The organism is Amycolatopsis sp. cg5, assembly GCF_041346955.1.
Classification (GTDB): Bacteria; Actinomycetota; Actinomycetes; order Mycobacteriales; family Pseudonocardiaceae; genus Amycolatopsis.
On sequence record NZ_CP166849.1, the window covers coordinates 2,138,621 to 2,156,155 of the forward strand.

Sequence of the window (17,535 nt, forward strand, 5' to 3'; positions counted from 1 at the left end):
GGGGTAGCGAAATGACTTTTCACGTGGCGATCATCGGCGGGGGCACGGGTGGCCTCTGCCTGGCGCACGGCCTGCGCGAGGCAGGCATCAGCGTCGCCGTGTACGAGCGCAGCCGCACGCGTACCGAGCGGCTGCAGGGCTACCGCGTGCACCTCAACCCGCACGGCGCGGCCGCGTTGCACGAGTGCCTGCCGCCGAAGCTGTGGCGGCGGTTCGTCGAGACGACCAGTAAGCGCGGTGGCGACTACGTGTTCCTCACCGAGCAGTTGACCGAGCTGATGCGGATCGAAAACGAGCTGAGCTCCAGCCCCGATCCGGTCAACGCGCACCACGGCGTCAGCCGGATCACGCTCCACCAGGTGCTGTCGTCGGGGCTCGAAGACGTGCTGCACTACGACAAGACCTTCGTCCGCTACGAGCAAAAAGACCGCGTGGTCTGCCATTTCGAGGACGGCACCACCGCCGAAGCCGACCTGGTGATCGGCGCGGACGGCGCGAATTCCCGCGTGCGCAAGCAATTCCTGCCGTACGCGAAGCGCGTCGACACCGGCATCCGGGCCATCGCGGGCAAGTTCCCGCTGACCGACGAAACCCGCAAGCTCGTGCCCGCGCGGCTGATCGACGGCCCGAACAGCATCCTGCCGCCGCGCGGCTGCGGCTTCTTCACCGCGCCGCACGAGTTCGACGGCGGCGAGAACGACGGCTCGGCCGAGGTCGACGACGTGCTGTTCGACAACACCGGTAGCTACGTCATGTGGGCCTACGGTGCGAGCACCAGGCGTTATGCCGACGGTCTGTCCGAAATGGACGGCGCGGCGCTGAAGCGGGCCGTGCTCGACCAAGTCGAGGCCTGGCATCCCGCCTTCGTGCGGATGGTGTCCGAGTCACCGGAGGGCTCGATCTCGCTGATGACGATCCTGACCTCGGAGCCGGTCGAGCCGTGGCCGACCTCGTCGGTCACCCTGCTCGGCGACGCGATCCACAGCATGACGCCGATGCGCGGCATCGGCGCCAACACCGCGCTGCGGGACGCACAGCTGTTGTGCCGCTACCTGGTCGCGGCTTCCTTCGGCGACATGACCGTCGCTGAGGCCGTTTCGCTTTACGAAGCCAGGATGCGCGACTACGGCTTCGAGGCGGTGCGCACGTCTCTGAAGGCGGCCGAGCAGTTCGTGTCGGAGAACCGCGTCGGCCGCACCATGGCGAAGAGCATGTTCCGCTTCATCGAGGCGGTGCCGCCGCTGAAGCGTCGCATGTTCGCCGACCAGAAAGACTAGAGCCGCTGCGGCGTCTCGATGCCTAACAAGGACAGCCCGAGCACGAGAGCGTCCGAGGACAGGCGGGCCAGCGACAACCTGGACTTCCTGACCTCGGCGTTCTCTTCCTTGAGCACGTGACAATGCGTGTAGAACTGCGAGAACGCCGTCGCAAGCTCATAGAGATACGTACACAGCTTGTGAGGCGCGTAGCTCTCCAGGGCGCTTGCGAAAGCGCTAGGGAACCGCAGGAGTGTCAGCACCAGCTCGCGTTCCTGCGGCTTGGTAAGCAGGATCGGCCCGCCGTCCTCCTCGGACTTAGCGAGAATGCTCCGGCCCCGAGTGTTGGCGTACTGGAGGTAGACGTTGGTGTTGCCTTCCATCGCCAGCATCCGGTCATAGCTGAACGTGTAGTCCCGCTCGCGGTCGCTCGACAGATCGGCGTACTTCGCCGCGCCGATGCCGATCGCCCGCGCCACGGCCGCCTGCTCGGTTTCCGGCAGCGTGCTCCGCTCGGCGACGATCGCGGCGGCCCGCTCGACGGCCTCCGTTAGCAGCTCGACCAGCCGGATCGACTTGCCCGCCCTGGTCTTCATCATCTTGCCGTCTTCGCCGAGCACCGACCCGAAGCCGAGATGTTCCGCGTGCTGCTCGTCGGTGAGCCAGCCTGCCTGGCGGCACACGGCGAACAGCATCGCGAAGTGCTGCGCCTGCGGCGTCCCGACGACGTAGAGCAGGTCGGTCGCGCCCCGTTCGCCGGTCCAGTACCGGAACGTGGCGAAGTCGGTGGCCGCGTACCCGTAGCCACCGTCGCGTTTCCGCACGATCAGCGGAAGCCGGTCGCCTTCCCGGTTCGTGAACCCGTCGGGGAACACGCACACAGCGCCGTCGCTGATCTCGGAAATCCCTTTGAGCGCCTCGACGATCCCGTCGAGGTAAGGGTTGTAGAAGCTCTCGCCGTAGACGTCGTCCCGCGTCAGCCCGACGCCGAGCAGCTCGTAGACCGCGTCGAAGTGCTTGAGCGATTCGTCGACCAGCCTCTGCCAGCTCGCGAGCGTCGCCTCGTCGCCGCTTTGCAACAGCACGACCCGTTTCCTGGCCAGGTCCGCGAACTCGGGATCGGCGTCGAACCGGGCCCTGGCCTCGCGATAGAACGCGTTGAGGTCGGCGATGTCGCCGGTGACCTCCGGCAGATGCTCGATCAGCATGCCGAACGGCGTGCCCCAGTCGCCGAGATGGTTGTGCGGGAGCACCTCGTGCCCGGCGAACCGCAGCATCCGCGCGAGCGCGTCGCCGATGATGGCCGAGCGCAGATGCCCGACGTGCATCTCCTTGGCGACGTTCGGGCTGCCGTAGTCGATCGCGATCCGCCGAGGCTCGACCGCGGGCACCCCGAACCTGGGATCGCCGAGCAACGCGTTCGCCTTGCCCTGCAAGGCCTCCGCGCTCAGCACGAGGTTGACGAACCCCGGCCCGGCGACGACGGCCTCGGCCAGCAGGTCGGCGGAGTCCAGGTGCTCGACGAGCTGCGCCGCGATCTCCCTCGGCGCCTTGCCGACCTTCCTGCCGAGGCTCATCGCGACGTCGCACTGATAGTCGACCCCGGCGCGAGCGGACGGTCGGACCAGCGCTTCTTCGTGAGTGAGCGCCAATCCTGTCGTCGCCTGGATGGCGCGGGTGACCCGCCCAGCCAGCTCTGTGCCGAGGTCGCTGTTCATGCGCGCACCGTAGCCGGTGGTGACGGTGTGGTCGAATCGTTTACTTCAGTTCGCTGGCCTTCGTTTCCGGCAGCCGCGAGATCACCACGAACGCGATGGCCGCGCCCGCGGCGACGTACCAGAAGAACACCGTCGACAGCCCCGCGTTCGACAGCAGCTTGATGACCAGCGGAGCGGTCCCGCCGAACAACGCGACCGTCAGGTTGTACCAGGCGCCGATCCCGAGCCCGCGCAGCTCGGTCGGGAACAGCTCGCTCATCAGCGCGGGCGCGATCGAGGTCATCGCCGTGTACAACGCCAGCCCCACGCAGAAGACGACCAGCAGGTTCCAGAACCCCGGCTTGACCAAAGTGGACAGCGGCACGATCACGACCGCCGTCGCCGCCGACCACACCAGCAGCTGCGGCTTGCGCCCCAGCCGGTCGGCCAGCGCGCCCATCGGATACTGCAGCGCCACGAACAACGCGGTCGCGATGGACAGCGCGAGGAACACGTCCACCGCGTCGGCCTTGCGCGTGGTGACCGCGAACGGGGTCAGCGCGCTGAAGAAGGTGTAGTAGCACAGCGTCGACAGCATGCTGACGCCGACGATCTGGCCCACCGCCTTCGGGTGCTCCTTGATGGTGAGCAGCAGCGGACGCTTGACCTTCTCGGCCTTCTCCCGGTTCCGCTCGAACTGCTCGGTCTCGGCGAGACTCCGCCGCAGCCACAACCCGATCAGCCCGAGGATGCCGCCGAGCAGGAACGGGATCCGCCAGCCGTACGAGCTCAGGTCGGCCTTGCTCATCGTCTTCGACAGCACGAACCCGAGCACCGACGCGACCAGCACCGCCGACCCGGTCGAGATGTAGAAGAACGCCGAATACCGGCCCCGCCGCTCCTTCGGCGCGATCTCGGCCAAATAGGCCGAAGCGTTCGACACCTCACCGCCGAGCGAAAGCCCTTGCGCGACCCGCGCGAGCAGCAGCAGGATCGGCGCCAGCCACCCCACCTGCGCGTACGTCGGCAGGATCGCGATCGCCACCGACCCACCCGCCATCAGCACGATGGTGAGGATCATGGCGGGCTTACGCCCCTTCAGATCCGCGAACCGCCCGAGCAGCACCCCGCCGAGCGGCCGGAAGAAGAACGCCAAGGCATACGTCGCGAAGGTGTTGATCTGCGCCAGCGCGTCATTGCCCGCCGGGAAGAACGCGGTCGCGAAGTAGATGCTGAACGTCGCGTAGATGGTCCAGTCGAACCACTCGAGCGCGTTCCCGACACTCGCCGCGAACAGCTTGCGCACCGGCAGCCGATGCTCGACCTGCGTCTCCACCACCACGTCCGGCCACCTCCACGCTCAGTGGACGGCACTTTGCCAGATGCCCCGCTATCCGGGAAGTGGTTCACCACGATCCGGACGCGAGGGTCGTGAGTGGTACGGCCGGTTCTAACCGGCAATACCACTCACGACCCATTCAAGCCGTTGTCGCCAAAGCGAAAGGCAGGACCGCCGGAGCGCCCGCCTGCCGCAGCAGGCGCACCCCGAGCGTCATCGTCCACCCGGTGTCGATGAAGTCGTCGACCAGCAGCACCGGCCCGTCCAGCGCGGCGACTCGGGCGGCCACGTCGTCGGGCAGGCTCAGCCGCCGCCACAGGTCCGCCAGCCGCTGCGCGCTGTTCGCCTGCCGAGGCGGCGGCCCGTCGGCGGCGAGCGTCCCGAGGTACTCCAGCCTGCCGATGGCCGACAGGCGCAGCGCCAGGTCGTCGCCGAGTGTCGGCCGGGTGACCGACGGAATCCCGACCACGGCCACCGGCCGCTGCTCCCACTTCCACGACGCGAGCACCGAAACGCACGCGTCGAACACCGAGTCCGGCACCTCGCCGTCGCCGGCGGACGGCCCGACCAGCTCGCGCAGCCGCGTACCCCAGCCGACGTCGGTCAACCGGCCCAGCGCACGCCCCGGCGCGGACTGATCGCCCGCCGGGATCTTGCCGGACAACGGCACGCCGAGCCCGGACATGCCCGTCGGCCACATCTTGCGCGGATCGACGTCGACGCCGGGCCGCTGCAGCCGCTGTTCCGTCGACCGCACGGATTCGGCGGAAACCGTTGCCTGCCAATGCTCTCCGGTGCAGTTGTCGCACCGGCCGCAGGGCGCGGCCTCGGGGTCGTCGAGCTGGCGGCGCAGGAACTCCATGCGGCAGCCCGGGGTCTGCTGGTAGTCCAGCATCGCCTGCTGCTCGGTGTTCCTGGCGACGGCGACGCGCTCGTACCGCTCCGCGTCGTAGCTCCACGGCCGTCCGGTGCTCTCCCAGCCGCCCTTGACGCGGCGCACGGCGCCGTCGACGTCGAGCACCTTGAGCACCATTTCCAGCCTGGACCGGGAAAGCTCGACCATCGGCTCCAGCGCGGCCGTCGACAGTGGACGGCCGGCGTCCGCCAGCGCGCTGAGCACCTGGGTGACCCTGGCTTCGCTGGGGAAGGCGAGCGAACCGAAGTACGCCCAGATCTCCCGGTCCTCGCTGCCGGGCAACAGGATCACCTCGGCGCGCTGCACGCCACGACCCGCACGGCCGACCTGCTGGTAGTACGCGATGGGGGAGGACGGCGCGCCGAGGTGCACGACGAAACCCAGGTCCGGCTTGTCGAAACCCATGCCCAGCGCGGACGTCGCGACCAGCGCCTTGACCCGGTTGGCCAGCAGGTCGTCCTCGGCGGCCGCGCGGTCGGCTGGCTCGGTCTTGCCGGTGTACGCCGCGACGGTGTACCCGCGGTCGGCCAGCAGGCTCGCCACGTCGTGCGCCGCCGCGACGGTCAGCGTGTAGATGATGCCGGAACCGGGCAGCTCGTCGAGATGCTCGGCGAGCCAGGCCAGCCGCGCCTGCGCCGTCGGCAACGCGCACACGGCCAGCCGCAGGCTTTCGCGGTCGAGCGGGCCGCGCAGGACGAGCGTGCCGGTGCCCGTGCCGATGCCGAGCTGATCGGAGACGTCGGTGACCACCCGGTCGTTGGCGGTCGCCGTGGTGGCGAGCACCGGCACGCCCTCCGGCAGGTCGGTGAGCAGCGTGCGCAGGCGCCGGTAGTCGGGCCGGAAGTCGTGGCCCCAGTCGGAGATGCAGTGCGCTTCGTCGACGACCAGCAGCCCGGCGGTGGCGGTCAGCTTCGGCAGCACGGTATCGCGGAAATCGGGGTTGTTGAGCCGTTCCGGGCTCACCAGCAGCACGTCGACCTCACCGCCCGCGATGAGCGCCTGCACGTTGTCCCACTCCTGCACGTTGGCGGAGTTCATCGTGGTCGCGTGGATACCGGCGCGCGCGGCCGCCGAGATCTGGTTGCGCATCAGCGCGAGCAGCGGCGAGATGATCACCGTCGGCCCGGCGTCCTGCTCACGCAGCAGCGCGGTCGCGAGGAAGTACACCGCCGACTTGCCCCAGCCGGTGCGCTGCACCACGAGCGCGCGCCTGCGATGCGCGACGAGCGCCTCGATGGCGGTCCACTGGTCTTCGCGCAGCGTCGCCGATTCGCCCGCCAAGGCTCGCAGGAGGGTCTCGGCCCGCTCGCGGAGTGCGTTTGTGTCCACGCTCCAGGCTTACCCCATCGGTCCGACAGTTCTCGGCCGGGGCATGCATGTGACTCAGATCACATTATCGCGGAGCGTCATAGAACCGGGTGGGAATACTCTCCCTCACGTGCAAGCCCCGTAACGGGTGATTGCACCCGACGGTTCCCCCAGGCCGCCGGTCGAGCGCGGTGCGTGGCGAAGCCTTTACCGGGGAGCGGGGAGGCCACACCACGCACCGCGTTTCCGGCCAGTACCACTTCGCGCCGGCCATCGCGGTCATTTAGGCTGCGCTCTCATGTCACCACGGCGGATCGGGGTCATGGGCGGCACTTTCGACCCCGTGCACCATGGCCACCTGGTCGCGGCCAGTGAGGTCCAGTCGCGTTTCGGGCTCGACGAGGTGATCTTCGTCCCCACCGGCCAGCCGTGGCAGAAGAGCGACCGCGTCGTCACCAAGGCCGAGGACCGCTATCTGATGACGGTCATCGCGACCGCGTCCAACCCCGTCTTCTCGGTCAGCCGGGTCGACATCGACCGCGGCGGCCAGACCTTCACGGTCGACACCCTGCGCGACCTGCACGCCGAGTACCCGGACGACCAGCTCTTCTTCATCACCGGCGCCGACGCCCTCGAACAGATCCTGACCTGGCGAAACGCCGACGAGCTCTTCGACTTCGCGCATTTCATCGGGGTCACCAGGCCCGGCTACCGGCTCAACTCGCACCATCTGCCGAGCGGCAAGGTGAGCCTGATCGAGGTGACCGCGATGGCGATCTCCTCGACGGCCTGCCGCAAGCGCGTCGAGAAGGGCGAGCCCGTCTGGTACCTCGTCCCCGACGGTGTCGTGCGCTACATCGACAAGCGCCGCCTCTATCGCGCCGACCAGTAGCTTTCGGGCACGTCGGACCGGCCCGGTACCCTCAGCTGGCATATCCGAATACCCGAGGGAGCACTGTGGTAGCCACGTCCGAGGCACGAAAGCTGGCCATAGCGGCCGCCCACGCGGCGGCGGACAAGAAGGCCAGCGACGTCGTCGTGCTGGACGTGTCCGACCAGCTCGTCATCACCGACGCCTTCGTCATCGCCTCCGCGGCCAACGAGCGCCAGGTCGGCTCGATCGTCGACAACGTCGAAGAGAAGCTCCGCATGGACGGCCACAAGCCCGTCCGCCGCGAAGGCGCCCGTGAGGGCCGCTGGGTCCTGCTGGACTACGTCGACGTCGTCGTGCACGTCCAGCACCAGGAGGAGCGTTCGTTCTACGGCCTGGAGCGGCTGTGGAAGGACTGCCCCCAGATCGAGGTCGAAGGCCTGGAACTCGCACCCGCCGACGAGGACGCGGCCGAGGGACAAGGGGCGTAGTGACCGTGAAGCGCCTGGTGCTGTGGCGGCACGGCGAGACCGACTACAACGCCGCCGGCCGGATGCAGGGCCACCTTGACTCGGCGTTGACGCCGATCGGCTGGAACCAGGCGCGTTTCGCCGTGCCCGCGCTGGCGCGGTTTTCCCCCGACCTGGTCATCGCGTCGGACCTGCGCCGCGCCACCGACACGGCGACGGTGCTCACCGAAGGCATCGGCGTCCCGCTGCGCATCGACAAGCGCTTGCGCGAGACGCATCTCGGTGAGTGGCAAGGACTGACCGGCGAAGAGGTCGACCAGTCGTACCCGGGCGAGCGTGAGCGCTGGCGCCTCGATTCGACCTGGGCGCCGCCCGGCGGCGAGTCCCGGGTGGACGTCGCCAACCGGTCGCAGGAGGTCGTGCTCGACCTGCAGCGCGACGGCGGCGACCCGGGCGACACGGTGCTGCTGGCCACGCACGGCGGCCTGATCATCGCGCTGACCGCGCGGCTGCTCGGCCTGCCGGTCGAAACCTGGCCGACGCTCGGCGGCATCGCCAACTGCCACTGGGTCGAGCTGGGCAGGCGCGACGGTATCTGGCGGCTGCACGCGTACAACGCCGGGATGACCGGTTAACGACCGCAAGTCGCCGCGACTGCTCGTCTTCGGCGACTCGCTCTGCTTCCACGGCCCCAAGGGCGGCCTCCCCGCCGACGACGCGCGGATCTGGCCGAACGTGATGGCCGAAGCGCTCGGCGGCAGCGCCGATCTGGTCGCCGGCCTCGGCTGGACGGCCCGCGACGCCTGGTGGTCGATCACCGGCGACCCGCGTGTCTGGGCCGAGCTGCACCACGCCGACGCCGTCGTCTTCGCGGTGGGCAGCATGGACACGTTGCCGTCACCCTTGCCGACCTACCTGCGGATGGGCCTGCGCTACCTGCGGCCCGACCCGCTTCGCCGCGTCGTTCGCAAGGGTTATCTCGGTGCGCAGCCGTGGCTTGCCCGGCTGACCCGGGGGAGGCCGGCGGTGCTTCCCGCGAAGTTGACCGTCCACTACCTCGACACGGCCGTCGACGCGCTGCGCGTGCTGCGGCCGACGCTGCCGATCGTCGGGATGCTGCCCAGCGTCCATCGCGCCGCCTCCTACGGCCGCGTGCACACGGCGAGGGCGGGCGCCACCGCGGCGATGACAGCTTGGTCGCGGAAGGCGGGCGTGCCGATGCTGGACCTGGCTTCGGTGGTCGGCGACCACGTGCTCGGCGGCCGGGGCAATCCCGACGGCATGCACTGGGGCTGGGAAGGCCACACCGATGTCGGCCATGCCATGGCCGACCTGATCAAGCCATTGCTGCCCTCGGCACCGTAGGCTGACCGCGTGCCGGTCGCCGTTGTCACGGATTCCACAGCCCACCTGCCGGAGGGCTTCGCAGACCGGCATTCGATACGGGTCGTCCCGCTGCACGTCCTCATCGACGGCGTCACCGCGCTCGACGGGATCGAAGTCGGTCCCGTGGCGCTCGCCGAGGCGCTCGGCACCCGCAAGATCGTGACCACGTCGCGGCCGACCCCGAGCGAGTTCGTGGCCGTTTTCCGGCAGGCATTGGCCGACGGCGCGGACGCGGTCGTCTCGGTCCATCTCTCGCGCGAGCTCTCCGGTACCTGGGAAGCGGCCGTGCTGGCCGCGCAGGAGGTCGGCCCCGACCGGGTGCGCATCGTCGACTCCCGCACCACCGCGATGGGGCTCGGCTTTGCCACCCTCCACGCCGCGAACGCCGCCGCCGACGGCGCGTCGCCCGCCGAGGTGGAAGCCGCCGCCGTCGCCGCGGCCAAGTGCTCGGAAACCCTGTTCGTGGTGGAGACGCTCGAACATCTCCGCCGTGGCGGGCGGATCGGCCCCGCTGCCGCGTTGCTGGGCACCGCGCTGGCCGTCAAACCGGTGCTGCACATGTCGGAGGGCCGCATCCTTCCGCTGGAAAAGGTCCGCACGATGAACCGCGCGATCGCCAGGCTGGTGGAACTGGCGGTCAACGCCGCAGGCTCGGACGACGTCGAACTCGCCGTGCACCACCTCGCTTCCCCTGAGCGGGCGGTGGAATTGGCGAACCGCCTCGAAGAACGGATCCCGAGTTCCGGCGGCTGCGTGGTTTCCGAACTCGGCGCGGTCATCGGCGCGCACACCGGGCCTGGCGTCCTGGGCGTCGTCATTCAGCGCATGACGAAAACCCTTTAGCCACAACACTTTTCGCCGTCGCCAGTGGCCGCTCCCGCTCGTATAGCACACCACCCCGACAAAAACCCCCGCCCGCGCACCGCCCAGCCCCGACTTGTCCACATTCACCCACTTATCCACAGCTCCCCTCATCCTCGCTGGCCCCGCCCACGCCAAACCCCCTAACGTCGATCGTGTGTTCGACCGATCCGCCCGCGAACCGGGCTCACCCCAGTTGGTCCAGCTGGCCGCACAGGCCTCGTCGAAAGCCGAGGCCGCGGACCAGGAAACCCGAATCCATCCCGCACGGGGCACACCCGTCGGCAGGCTGGTGGAGCGCTGGCTGCCCGCTTCGGTGGCAGGCGCGCCCGGCTCAGTCCGTCGCCGGCGCCTCGCGGTCGCCGCCGCGCTCACGAGCGTGGTGGGCGTCGTGCTCATCAGTGTCGTGCTGCTCGGCGATCCCGAGCCGCACGAGAGTCCGCCGGCGCTGCCGTCCGCGAGCCCGGTCGCCGCGAAGGCGGTGGTGGCCGCGCCGCCCGAGCTGGTGGTCAGCGTGGTCGGCAAGGTGGCCAGTCCCGGCCTGGTCACGGTGCCCGCGGGAGCCCGCGTCGCCGACGCGGTCGCCAAAGCGGGCGGCCCGTCGCCCGGCGTCGACCTCGCAGGCCTCAATCTGGCGCGCAAACTCGCCGACGGCGAGCAGATCGCGGTCGGTGTGCCGGTGCCGGTGGGCGTCGCGCCCGCCGACGGCGCGCCCGCCAAGGTCGACCTCAACACCGCGACGGCCGAGCAGCTGGACACATTGCCCGGCGTCGGCCCGGTGATGGCGAAACGCATCCTCGACTGGCGCACGAAACACGGCCGGTTCACCTCGGTCGAGCAACTACGCGACGTGGATGGCATAGGAGAAGGGAAATTCTCGAAGCTGCGTGATCAGGTGGCTGTGTCATGAAGCCGCCGAAACGCTGGGCAGTGCCCGTCGCGGCAGACACCCAACACGACCTCAGGCTCCTGCCCGCGGCGATCTCGATCTGGCTCGGCACCCTCACCGCCGCCATGTTCGGCTGGTGGATGGCGCTCGTCTGCGGCGTGCTGACCGCGCTGGCGGCGATCGTGGTCGTCGTCAGGTTCCGGGGCCGTGATCCGACCTTCTTCGCCATGGGCGCGGCGCTGCTCGTCTGCGCGCTCGTGATGGCGGGGCCGCTCGCGATCCGGCTGCTCCGTGCCGAGGAGGACGCGGTCCGCCCGCTCGCGGTCCGCGGGGACACGGCGGTGGCCAGGGTGGTGCTGACCGATCGGCCACGGCCGATCCGCGGCGCCGGATTCGCGGGCATGCAGGCAGGCACCCGGTCGGTGTTGCTGTCAGCGGAACTCGACCGGGTCGAGGTCGCCGGGCGCCCGGTGGCCTCGACCGGGCGGGTGCTGCTGATCGCGCCGGTCGCGGGCTGGCTGGAGCTGCTGCCCGGCCAGCGCGTGACGGCCACCGGCACGCTCACCCCGTCCACCCAGGGCACCACGCTCACGGTCGCCGTGGTTTCGGTGCGCGGCCCGCCGGGCGAGGTGAGCGGCGCGCCGTGGTGGCAGCGGGTGGCCGAGACGATGCGAGCCGGGCTCAGGAAGGCATGCGAAGGCGTGTCCGAGGAGGCCGCCGGGCTGCTGCCTGGGCTCGCGATCGGGGACACGAGCGCGTTGTCGCCGCGGGTGGAACGCGAGTTCCTCGCCGCGGGGATGACGCACCTGACCGCCGTCAGCGGAAGCAACGTCGCCATCGTGTGCGGTGCGATCTTGGTGCTGCTGCGGGCTTTCCGGCGCGGGCCGCGGTTCTCCGCGGTGGCGGCCGGCGCGGCGCTGGCCGGGTTCGTGGTGCTCGCCGGGCCCGATCCGAGCGTGCTGCGGGCCGGGGTGATGGGCGGGATCGGCCTGCTCGCGCTGGCGCTCGGCCGGTCGGGTTCGGTGCTGTCGGCCCTGTCGGTCGCCGTGTGCGGGCTGCTGGTCTACGACCCGGCCATGGCGGTGAACTTCGGGTTCGCGCTGTCCGTGCTCGCCACGGCCGGGCTGGTGCTGCTCGCGCCGCGCTGGGCCGAGGCGCTGACCAGCCGTGGCTTGCCTGCCGGGTTCGCTGCCGGGCTGACGGTGCCGCTCGCCGCCTTCGTGGTGACGGCGCCGGTACTGGCGGGCATGGCAGGTCAGCTCAGTCTGGTGTCGGTGGTAGCCAACGTTGTCGCGGCGCCGGTGGTCGCGCCCGCGACGGTGCTCACCGTGTTCGCGACGGTCGTGGCGACCTTCTGGCCCGGCGCGGCGCGGGTGCTGGTGGCGCTGGCCGAACCGGAGGCCGACTGGCTGATCACCGTCGCGAGGCACGCGGCCCGTGCGCCAGGCGCGGTCGTTCCGTGGCCCGGTGGCTGGGCAGGCGGCCTGCTCGCGGTGCTGGCGCTGGTGGCGATCTGGCTGGTGTTCCGGCGCCGGAAGTCACGGATCGTGCTGGCGGTGCTCTTGGTACTCGTGCTGCTGGTGTTCGTGCCGCCGAAGCTGGTCGCGCCCGCGTGGCCGCCGGGGAACTGGGCGATGGTCACCTGTGACGTCGGCCAGGGAGACGCGGTGGTGCTGGCGACGGCCGAGCCGGGACGCGCGGTGCTGATCGACACCGGCCCGGAACCGGGCCCGGTCGACGAATGCCTGAAAAGGCTTGGTGTGGAAAGGATTCCGCTACTGATCATCAGCCATCTGCACGCCGACCACATCGGCGGGCTCACCTCGGTCTTCGAGGGCCGCGCGGTCGGCGCGGTCGCGGTCGGCCCTGGTCGAGCGCCGAGCTGGGCCTGGCGCCAGATCGAGGAAACCACGCGACGCCAAGGGATTCCGCTCGCCGAACTCACGATCGGCCAGCGCCTGGACTGGCCGGGGCTCACGATCGACGTGCTGGGCCCGCACTACGTCACCCAGCGCAGCGCCGACCAGCAGAACGGCACGGCGATCAACAACGCCTCGGTCGTCCTGCGAGCGGCGACCTCGGCGGGCAGGGTGCTGCTGACCGGTGACGTCGAACTGGCCGCCCAAGCGGATCTGTTGGAGGAGGGTGACGCATTACGCGCGGACGTACTGAAGGTCCCGCATCATGGCTCACGCTATTCGCTGCCGCAGTTCCTCGCGGCCGTCGAGCCCCGCGTCGCGATGGTCAGCGTGGGCGCGGGCAACCGATACGGCCACCCCGCGAAGTCCACTTTGGACACCCTCGCCGCGGTGGGCGCCTTGGTGACCAGAACCGACACCGATGGAGACGTCGCCGTGCTGGCGGACCAAGGAGGCCCAGTGGTGTCGCGCCGCAGACGTTAAGGCTCGTGAGTGTTGGCGACGGTTCTGACCGCCGCCAACACTCACGACCACATCAGCGCTTCTGGAGAGCTTCGCGCACCGCGTCTGCGGACGGCGGCACGGTGGCCAGCGGGCCGATCTTGCCTTCGACGGCGTCGAGGGTCTTGAGACCGTCGCCGGTGATGAGCAGGACGGTCTCGGCGTCCGGGTCGAGCTTGCCTGTCTCGATGAGCTTCTTCGCCGTGGCGACGGTGACGCCGCCCGCGGTCTCGGTGAAGATGCCCTCGGTGCGGGCGAGCAGGCGAATGCCCTCGACCACCTCTTCGTCAGTGACGTCCTCGATCGCGCCGCCGGTGCGGTTGACGACGTCGAGCACGTACGGGCCGTCGGCCGGGTTGCCGATGGCCAGCGAGCGGGCGATCGTGTCCGGCTTGACCGGCTGGATCGTGTCGTGGCCTGCGCGGAAGGCGGCCGAGACGGGGGAGCAGCCGGTGGCCTGCGCGCCGAACACCTTGTACGGGCTCGCCTCGACCAGGCCGAGCTGCCCGAACTCACGGAAACCCTTGTCCACCTTGGTCAGCTGGGAGCCGGAGGCGATCGGCACCACGATCTGCTCGGGGATGCGCCAGCCCAGCTGTTCCGCGACCTCGAAAGCGAGCGTCTTGGAACCTTCCGAGTAGTACGGCCGGACGTTCACGTTGACGAACGCCCAGGTCTCGTTCTCGGCGGCCAGCTGGGTCGCGAGCCGGTTCACGTCGTCGTAGTTGCCGTCGACCGCGATCAGCGCGCCGTCGTACACGGCGGTGGTGAGGATCTTGGCCTTTTCCAGCGTCTTCGGGATGAGCACGACCGAGTCCCAGCCCGCGCGGGCGGCGGCGGCCGCGACGGCGTTGGCCAGGTTGCCGGTCGACGGACAGCACAGCGTGGTGAAGCCGAACTCGCGGGCGGCGGCCAGCGCCACCGCGACGACGCGGTCCTTGAAGGAGTGCGTCGGGTTGCCGGTGTCGTCCTTCACCCAGAGCTTGCGCACGCCCAGCGCCTTGGCGAGGTTGCGCGCCTCGACCAGGCGGGTGCCGCCGGGCTCGGTGTTGGGGATCTCCTCGACGTTCGAGGGGACCGGGAGGAGGTTCTTGTAGCGCCAAATGTTCTTGGGGCCTGCTTCGATGTCCTCGCGGCGGATCTTGCCGAAGTCGTAGGCGACCTCGAGCGGGGAGAAGTCCTCCGCGGAGACGAACTCGGGAGCGAGTGGCTGACGGTGACCCTCTTCCTTCGACACCAGCTCGACTGCCCGGCCCAGGTCCGGGGTGCGCTTGGTGGTGGCGGAAGTCGTGCCGAGGGTTGCTGTCATCGCGAGGTCCTTCCTCATCTGCCCCGCCGAAGCGGGCCGGAATTGGCACCGTGATCGTCAGCTATCCCGCGAACGCGGAATGACGGGCTGTACGCCGGTTGCCGGGGCTTCGTCGGGCCGTTCCCTCTGCCCCTCTGGATGAGCGGTATTCGGTTGTCGGCGTGCTGCGTCAGCACCGCACTCGGGTAACACCGTACGACATGGCGATCAGCTCGGGCTACCGGTACCCACCCGGAGGAGTCGCACGGGAGATGTCGGGGCCTAGTGGCAGGATCGTCACCGTGACCGCGTCAGCAGCCTCCCCGTCGCCGCTCCATCTCGTGCTCGGGGAGGAGGAACTGCTCATCGAGCGTGCCGTGAAGGCCACGCTCGAGGTGTCCCGCGCCGCCGATCCGACGGCCGACATCACCCGGATGCGCGTGTCCGAACTCACAGCCCCGGTGCTTGCCGAGATGGTCAGCCCCTCGCTCTTCAGCGAGGGCCGGGTCATCGTGCTGGAGCAGGCGCAGGACATCTCGCAGGAGATCTCGGACGCCGTGCTCGCGTACCTGAAGAACCCGGCCGAAGGCATCGTGCTCGTCGTCGTGACCACCGGAGGCGGCCGCAGCAAGGCCGCCAAGGCGCTACCTGCGGCCCTGCGGAAGGCGGGCGCGGTGATCACCGAGTGCCCCAAGCTCACCAAGCCCGCCGAGCGGGAATCCTTCGTGCGCAACGAAGTCCGCCTCGCGGGCGGCAAGATCGACGCCGCGGGCCTGGTCGCCTTGATGGACGCCGTCGGCTCGGACCTGCGCGAGCTCTCGTCGGCGGCCTCCCAGCTGGTCGCCGACTCTGGCGGCAAGGTCGACGAGGCCGCCGTCCGCCGCTACCACCGCGGCCGCGCCGACGTCACCGGCTTCGCCGTCGCCGAGAAGGCGGTCTCCGGTGACCGCGCCGCGGCGTTGGAGTCACTCCGCTGGGCCATGCAGCTCGGCGTTCCCCACGTCCTCGTCGCCGACGCGCTCGCCGACGCGGTCCGCACGATCGCCCGCGTCTCCGGCGCCGGCCGCGGCAACCCCAACCAGATGGCGGGCGAACTCGGCATGCCGCCCTGGAAGATCCGCAAGGCCCAGGGCCAGGCCCGAGGCTGGAACCAGACCGGCCTCGCCGACGCCATGCGCATAGTCGCCCGCCTCAACGCCGACGTGAAGGGCGCGGCCGCCGACGCCAACTACGCCCTCGAGCGAGCGGTCCTCCAGGTCGCCGCCGCCAAAGCCACCCAGTAACCCCGCGCCGACCCGCCAGGCTCGCGTGCCGACTCCTCAGGCTCGCGTGCCGACTCGTTAGGCCCGCGTGCCGTCCGTCCAGGTACGCGTGTCGTCCATCCATGAACACGCGTCGTCCGCCTGTGTACACGTCACCTGCGACAAGAGCGGACACCTCAGGCACAAAAAAGCTGGGCCCCGCCGAGTGAACGGCGGGGCCCAGCGAAAAAAGCCTCAGAGAAACCAGTGCGTCAGAGCGAGTTGGCGCGCTTGGCGATCGCCGACTTCTTGTTCGCGGCCTGGTTGGCGTGCAGGACACCCTTGGTGACGGCCTTGTCGAGCTTCTTGGCGGCGTCACGCTGGGCCTCGATGGCCTTGTCCTTGTCACCGGCGTCGGCGGCCTCGCGGAACTTGCGGATCGCGGTCTTCACCGAGGACTTGATCGCCACGTTGCGCTGGCGGGCCTTCTCGTTGGTGGTGATGCGCTTGATCTGGGACTTGATGTTGGCCACGCGGGCGCTCCTCAATCATTTCCGGTGTTTCGCCGCCGCGTCGTAGTGGCCCGGGAAAACCCGGTTTCCTCCATGACGGAATGCCACACGGCAACGAGCGACCAGCCTAACAGGACCGCGAAAACCGCTTGCAGCCTGGTCAGGCACCCCGCGTAGGGTGATCATCAGTGAACGGCACCGCGCTCGGCCTCGTCCTCGTCGCCGCGGTGGTGCACGCGCTGTGGAACCTGGCGGCCAAGCGGGTCGTCGACGGCGGCGCCGCGTTCGTGTTCCTCTATTACACCACCTCGGCCGTCGTCTTCCTTCCTGTCGCGATCGTCTTGCTGTGCACCGAATCCGAGCGTCCACAGTGGAGCTGGCTGCTCGCGTCGCTCGGCTCGGCCGTGTTGCACGTGGCGTACGGCATCGTGCTCCAGCGCGGCTACGACGCCGGCGACCTCTCCGTGGTCTATCCGCTGGCCAGGGGGACCGGGCCGCTGGTGTCCGTGCTCGCCGCCGTGGTCTTCCTGCACGAACGGCCCGGCCTGGTCGGGCTGCTCGGCGCGCTGCTCGTGGTGGCAGGCGTGCTCGTGATCAGCACCGGACGCGCGGGGGAGCACCACGATCCGGTCGCGCGCCGTGCCGGCGTCTTCTACGGCCTGCTCACTGGGGTGGTCATCGCCGCCTACACGCTGTGGGACGCGCATTCGGTGAAGAACGTCGAGGTGCCGCCGATCGTCTACTTCGTGCTCGGCTCCGTGCTGCAGAGCGTGCTGCTCGCCCCGCACGCGCTCCGGCGCCGGTCCGAAACCGTCCGCCTGTGGCGCGCGCATCGCAAGGAAGTGCTGGTCGTGGGCCTGCTTTCGCCCATCGCCTACCTGCTGGTGCTCTACGCCATGCGCGTCGCGCCGGTGAGCCTGGTCGCACCCGCGCGCGAGCTCAGCATCGTCCTCGGCGGCCTGGCCGCGTGGCTGGTGCTGGGCGAGGCCAACGCCGTGCGCAGGCTGGCCGGTTCGGTCATCGTGCTGGCCGGCATCGCCGCGATTGCGATCGCCTGAGCCGATCCGGTACTGATGAGCAC

Annotated in this window: 15 protein-coding genes and 1 riboswitch; of the genes, 10 read left to right on the plus strand and 5 right to left on the minus strand. The window is 69.8% G+C overall.

All coding sequences use genetic code 11. The features are described 5' to 3' along the window. The first annotated feature begins 11 nt into the window (after positions 1-11). A complete protein-coding gene (locus AB5J62_RS09725) occupies positions 12-1,277 on the plus strand; it encodes an FAD-dependent oxidoreductase (protein WP_370947823.1) in 1,266 nt (421 codons plus the stop codon). Here the strand turns inward: AB5J62_RS09725 and argS are convergent. From argS to AB5J62_RS09740, 3 genes are all read right to left on the minus strand, one after another. Continuing rightward, complete coding sequence (gene argS, locus AB5J62_RS09730; protein ID WP_370947825.1) at positions 1,274-2,974, minus strand: arginine--tRNA ligase; 1,701 nt, start codon at positions 2,972-2,974, stop codon at positions 1,274-1,276. The two genes, AB5J62_RS09725 and argS, sit on opposite strands and share 4 nt — an antisense overlap. A gap of 40 nt (positions 2,975-3,014) precedes the next feature. After that, entirely contained in the window at positions 3,015-4,295 is a 1,281-nt protein-coding gene (locus AB5J62_RS09735; protein WP_370947827.1) for an MFS transporter, read from the minus strand. Positions 4,296-4,431: 136 nt separating this feature from the next. Next, complete coding sequence (locus tag AB5J62_RS09740) at positions 4,432-6,537, minus strand: RecQ family ATP-dependent DNA helicase (protein WP_370947828.1); 2,106 nt, start codon at positions 6,535-6,537, stop codon at positions 4,432-4,434. Positions 6,538-6,814: 277 nt separating this feature from the next. On the opposite strand from AB5J62_RS09740, the gene nadD reads away from it, so the two are divergent. The 7 genes from nadD to AB5J62_RS09775 all read left to right on the plus strand — a co-directional run bounded on the left by nadD (position 6,815) and on the right by AB5J62_RS09775 (position 13,395). Continuing rightward, positions 6,815-7,408 (plus strand): nicotinate-nucleotide adenylyltransferase, encoded by a 594-nt coding sequence (nadD, locus tag AB5J62_RS09745; RefSeq protein ID WP_370947830.1) that lies wholly within the window; start codon positions 6,815-6,817, stop codon positions 7,406-7,408. Positions 7,409-7,473: 65 nt separating this feature from the next. Further along, positions 7,474-7,878 carry a ribosome silencing factor gene (rsfS, locus tag AB5J62_RS09750; protein ID WP_370947832.1) on the plus strand — a complete coding sequence of 135 codons (405 nt, stop codon included), beginning with the start codon at positions 7,474-7,476 and terminating at the stop codon, positions 7,876-7,878. Then, positions 7,878-8,492 (plus strand): histidine phosphatase family protein, encoded by a 615-nt coding sequence (locus tag AB5J62_RS09755; RefSeq protein WP_370947833.1) that lies wholly within the window; start codon positions 7,878-7,880, stop codon positions 8,490-8,492. The genes rsfS and AB5J62_RS09755 overlap by 1 nt, the downstream gene beginning before the upstream one ends. A gap of 19 nt (positions 8,493-8,511) precedes the next feature. Further along, positions 8,512-9,222 (plus strand): diglucosylglycerate octanoyltransferase, encoded by a 711-nt coding sequence (octT, locus tag AB5J62_RS09760; RefSeq protein ID WP_370950221.1) that lies wholly within the window; start codon positions 8,512-8,514, stop codon positions 9,220-9,222. Positions 9,223-9,231: 9 nt separating this feature from the next. Further along, positions 9,232-10,086, plus strand: a complete 855-nt coding sequence (locus AB5J62_RS09765) for a DegV family protein (RefSeq protein ID WP_370947835.1) — start codon at positions 9,232-9,234, stop codon at positions 10,084-10,086. Between the two features lie 175 nt (positions 10,087-10,261). Next, on the plus strand, positions 10,262-11,014 hold the full coding sequence (locus AB5J62_RS09770) for a helix-hairpin-helix domain-containing protein (RefSeq protein ID WP_370947837.1): 753 nt from the start codon (positions 10,262-10,264) through the stop codon (positions 11,012-11,014). Continuing rightward, entirely contained in the window at positions 11,011-13,395 is a 2,385-nt protein-coding gene (locus tag AB5J62_RS09775) for a ComEC/Rec2 family competence protein (RefSeq protein ID WP_370947838.1), read from the plus strand. The genes AB5J62_RS09770 and AB5J62_RS09775 overlap by 4 nt, the downstream gene beginning before the upstream one ends. Positions 13,396-13,447: 52 nt before the next feature. Here AB5J62_RS09775 and thrC read toward each other — a convergent pair whose 3' ends face one another. After that, complete coding sequence (thrC, locus tag AB5J62_RS09780; RefSeq protein WP_370947840.1) at positions 13,448-14,722, minus strand: threonine synthase; 1,275 nt, start codon at positions 14,720-14,722, stop codon at positions 13,448-13,450. A gap of 11 nt (positions 14,723-14,733) precedes the next feature. Next, a riboswitch (SAM riboswitch) is annotated at positions 14,734-14,867 on the minus strand. A 136-nt stretch (positions 14,868-15,003) separates the two neighbouring features. Between thrC and holA the strand changes: the two genes are divergently transcribed. Further along, positions 15,004-15,984, plus strand: a complete 981-nt coding sequence (gene holA, locus AB5J62_RS09785; RefSeq protein ID WP_370947842.1) for a DNA polymerase III subunit delta — start codon at positions 15,004-15,006, stop codon at positions 15,982-15,984. A gap of 230 nt (positions 15,985-16,214) precedes the next feature. Here the strand turns inward: holA and rpsT are convergent, their stop codons facing one another. Next, positions 16,215-16,475, minus strand: a complete 261-nt coding sequence (gene rpsT, locus AB5J62_RS09790; protein WP_370947844.1) for a 30S ribosomal protein S20 — start codon at positions 16,473-16,475, stop codon at positions 16,215-16,217. Positions 16,476-16,642: 167 nt separating this feature from the next. Here rpsT and AB5J62_RS09795 point away from each other — a divergent pair, with 167 nt between their 5' ends. After that, positions 16,643-17,512, plus strand: coding sequence for an EamA family transporter (locus tag AB5J62_RS09795; protein WP_370947846.1), 870 nt, complete (start codon positions 16,643-16,645; stop codon positions 17,510-17,512). Positions 17,513-17,535 lie beyond the last annotated feature (23 nt).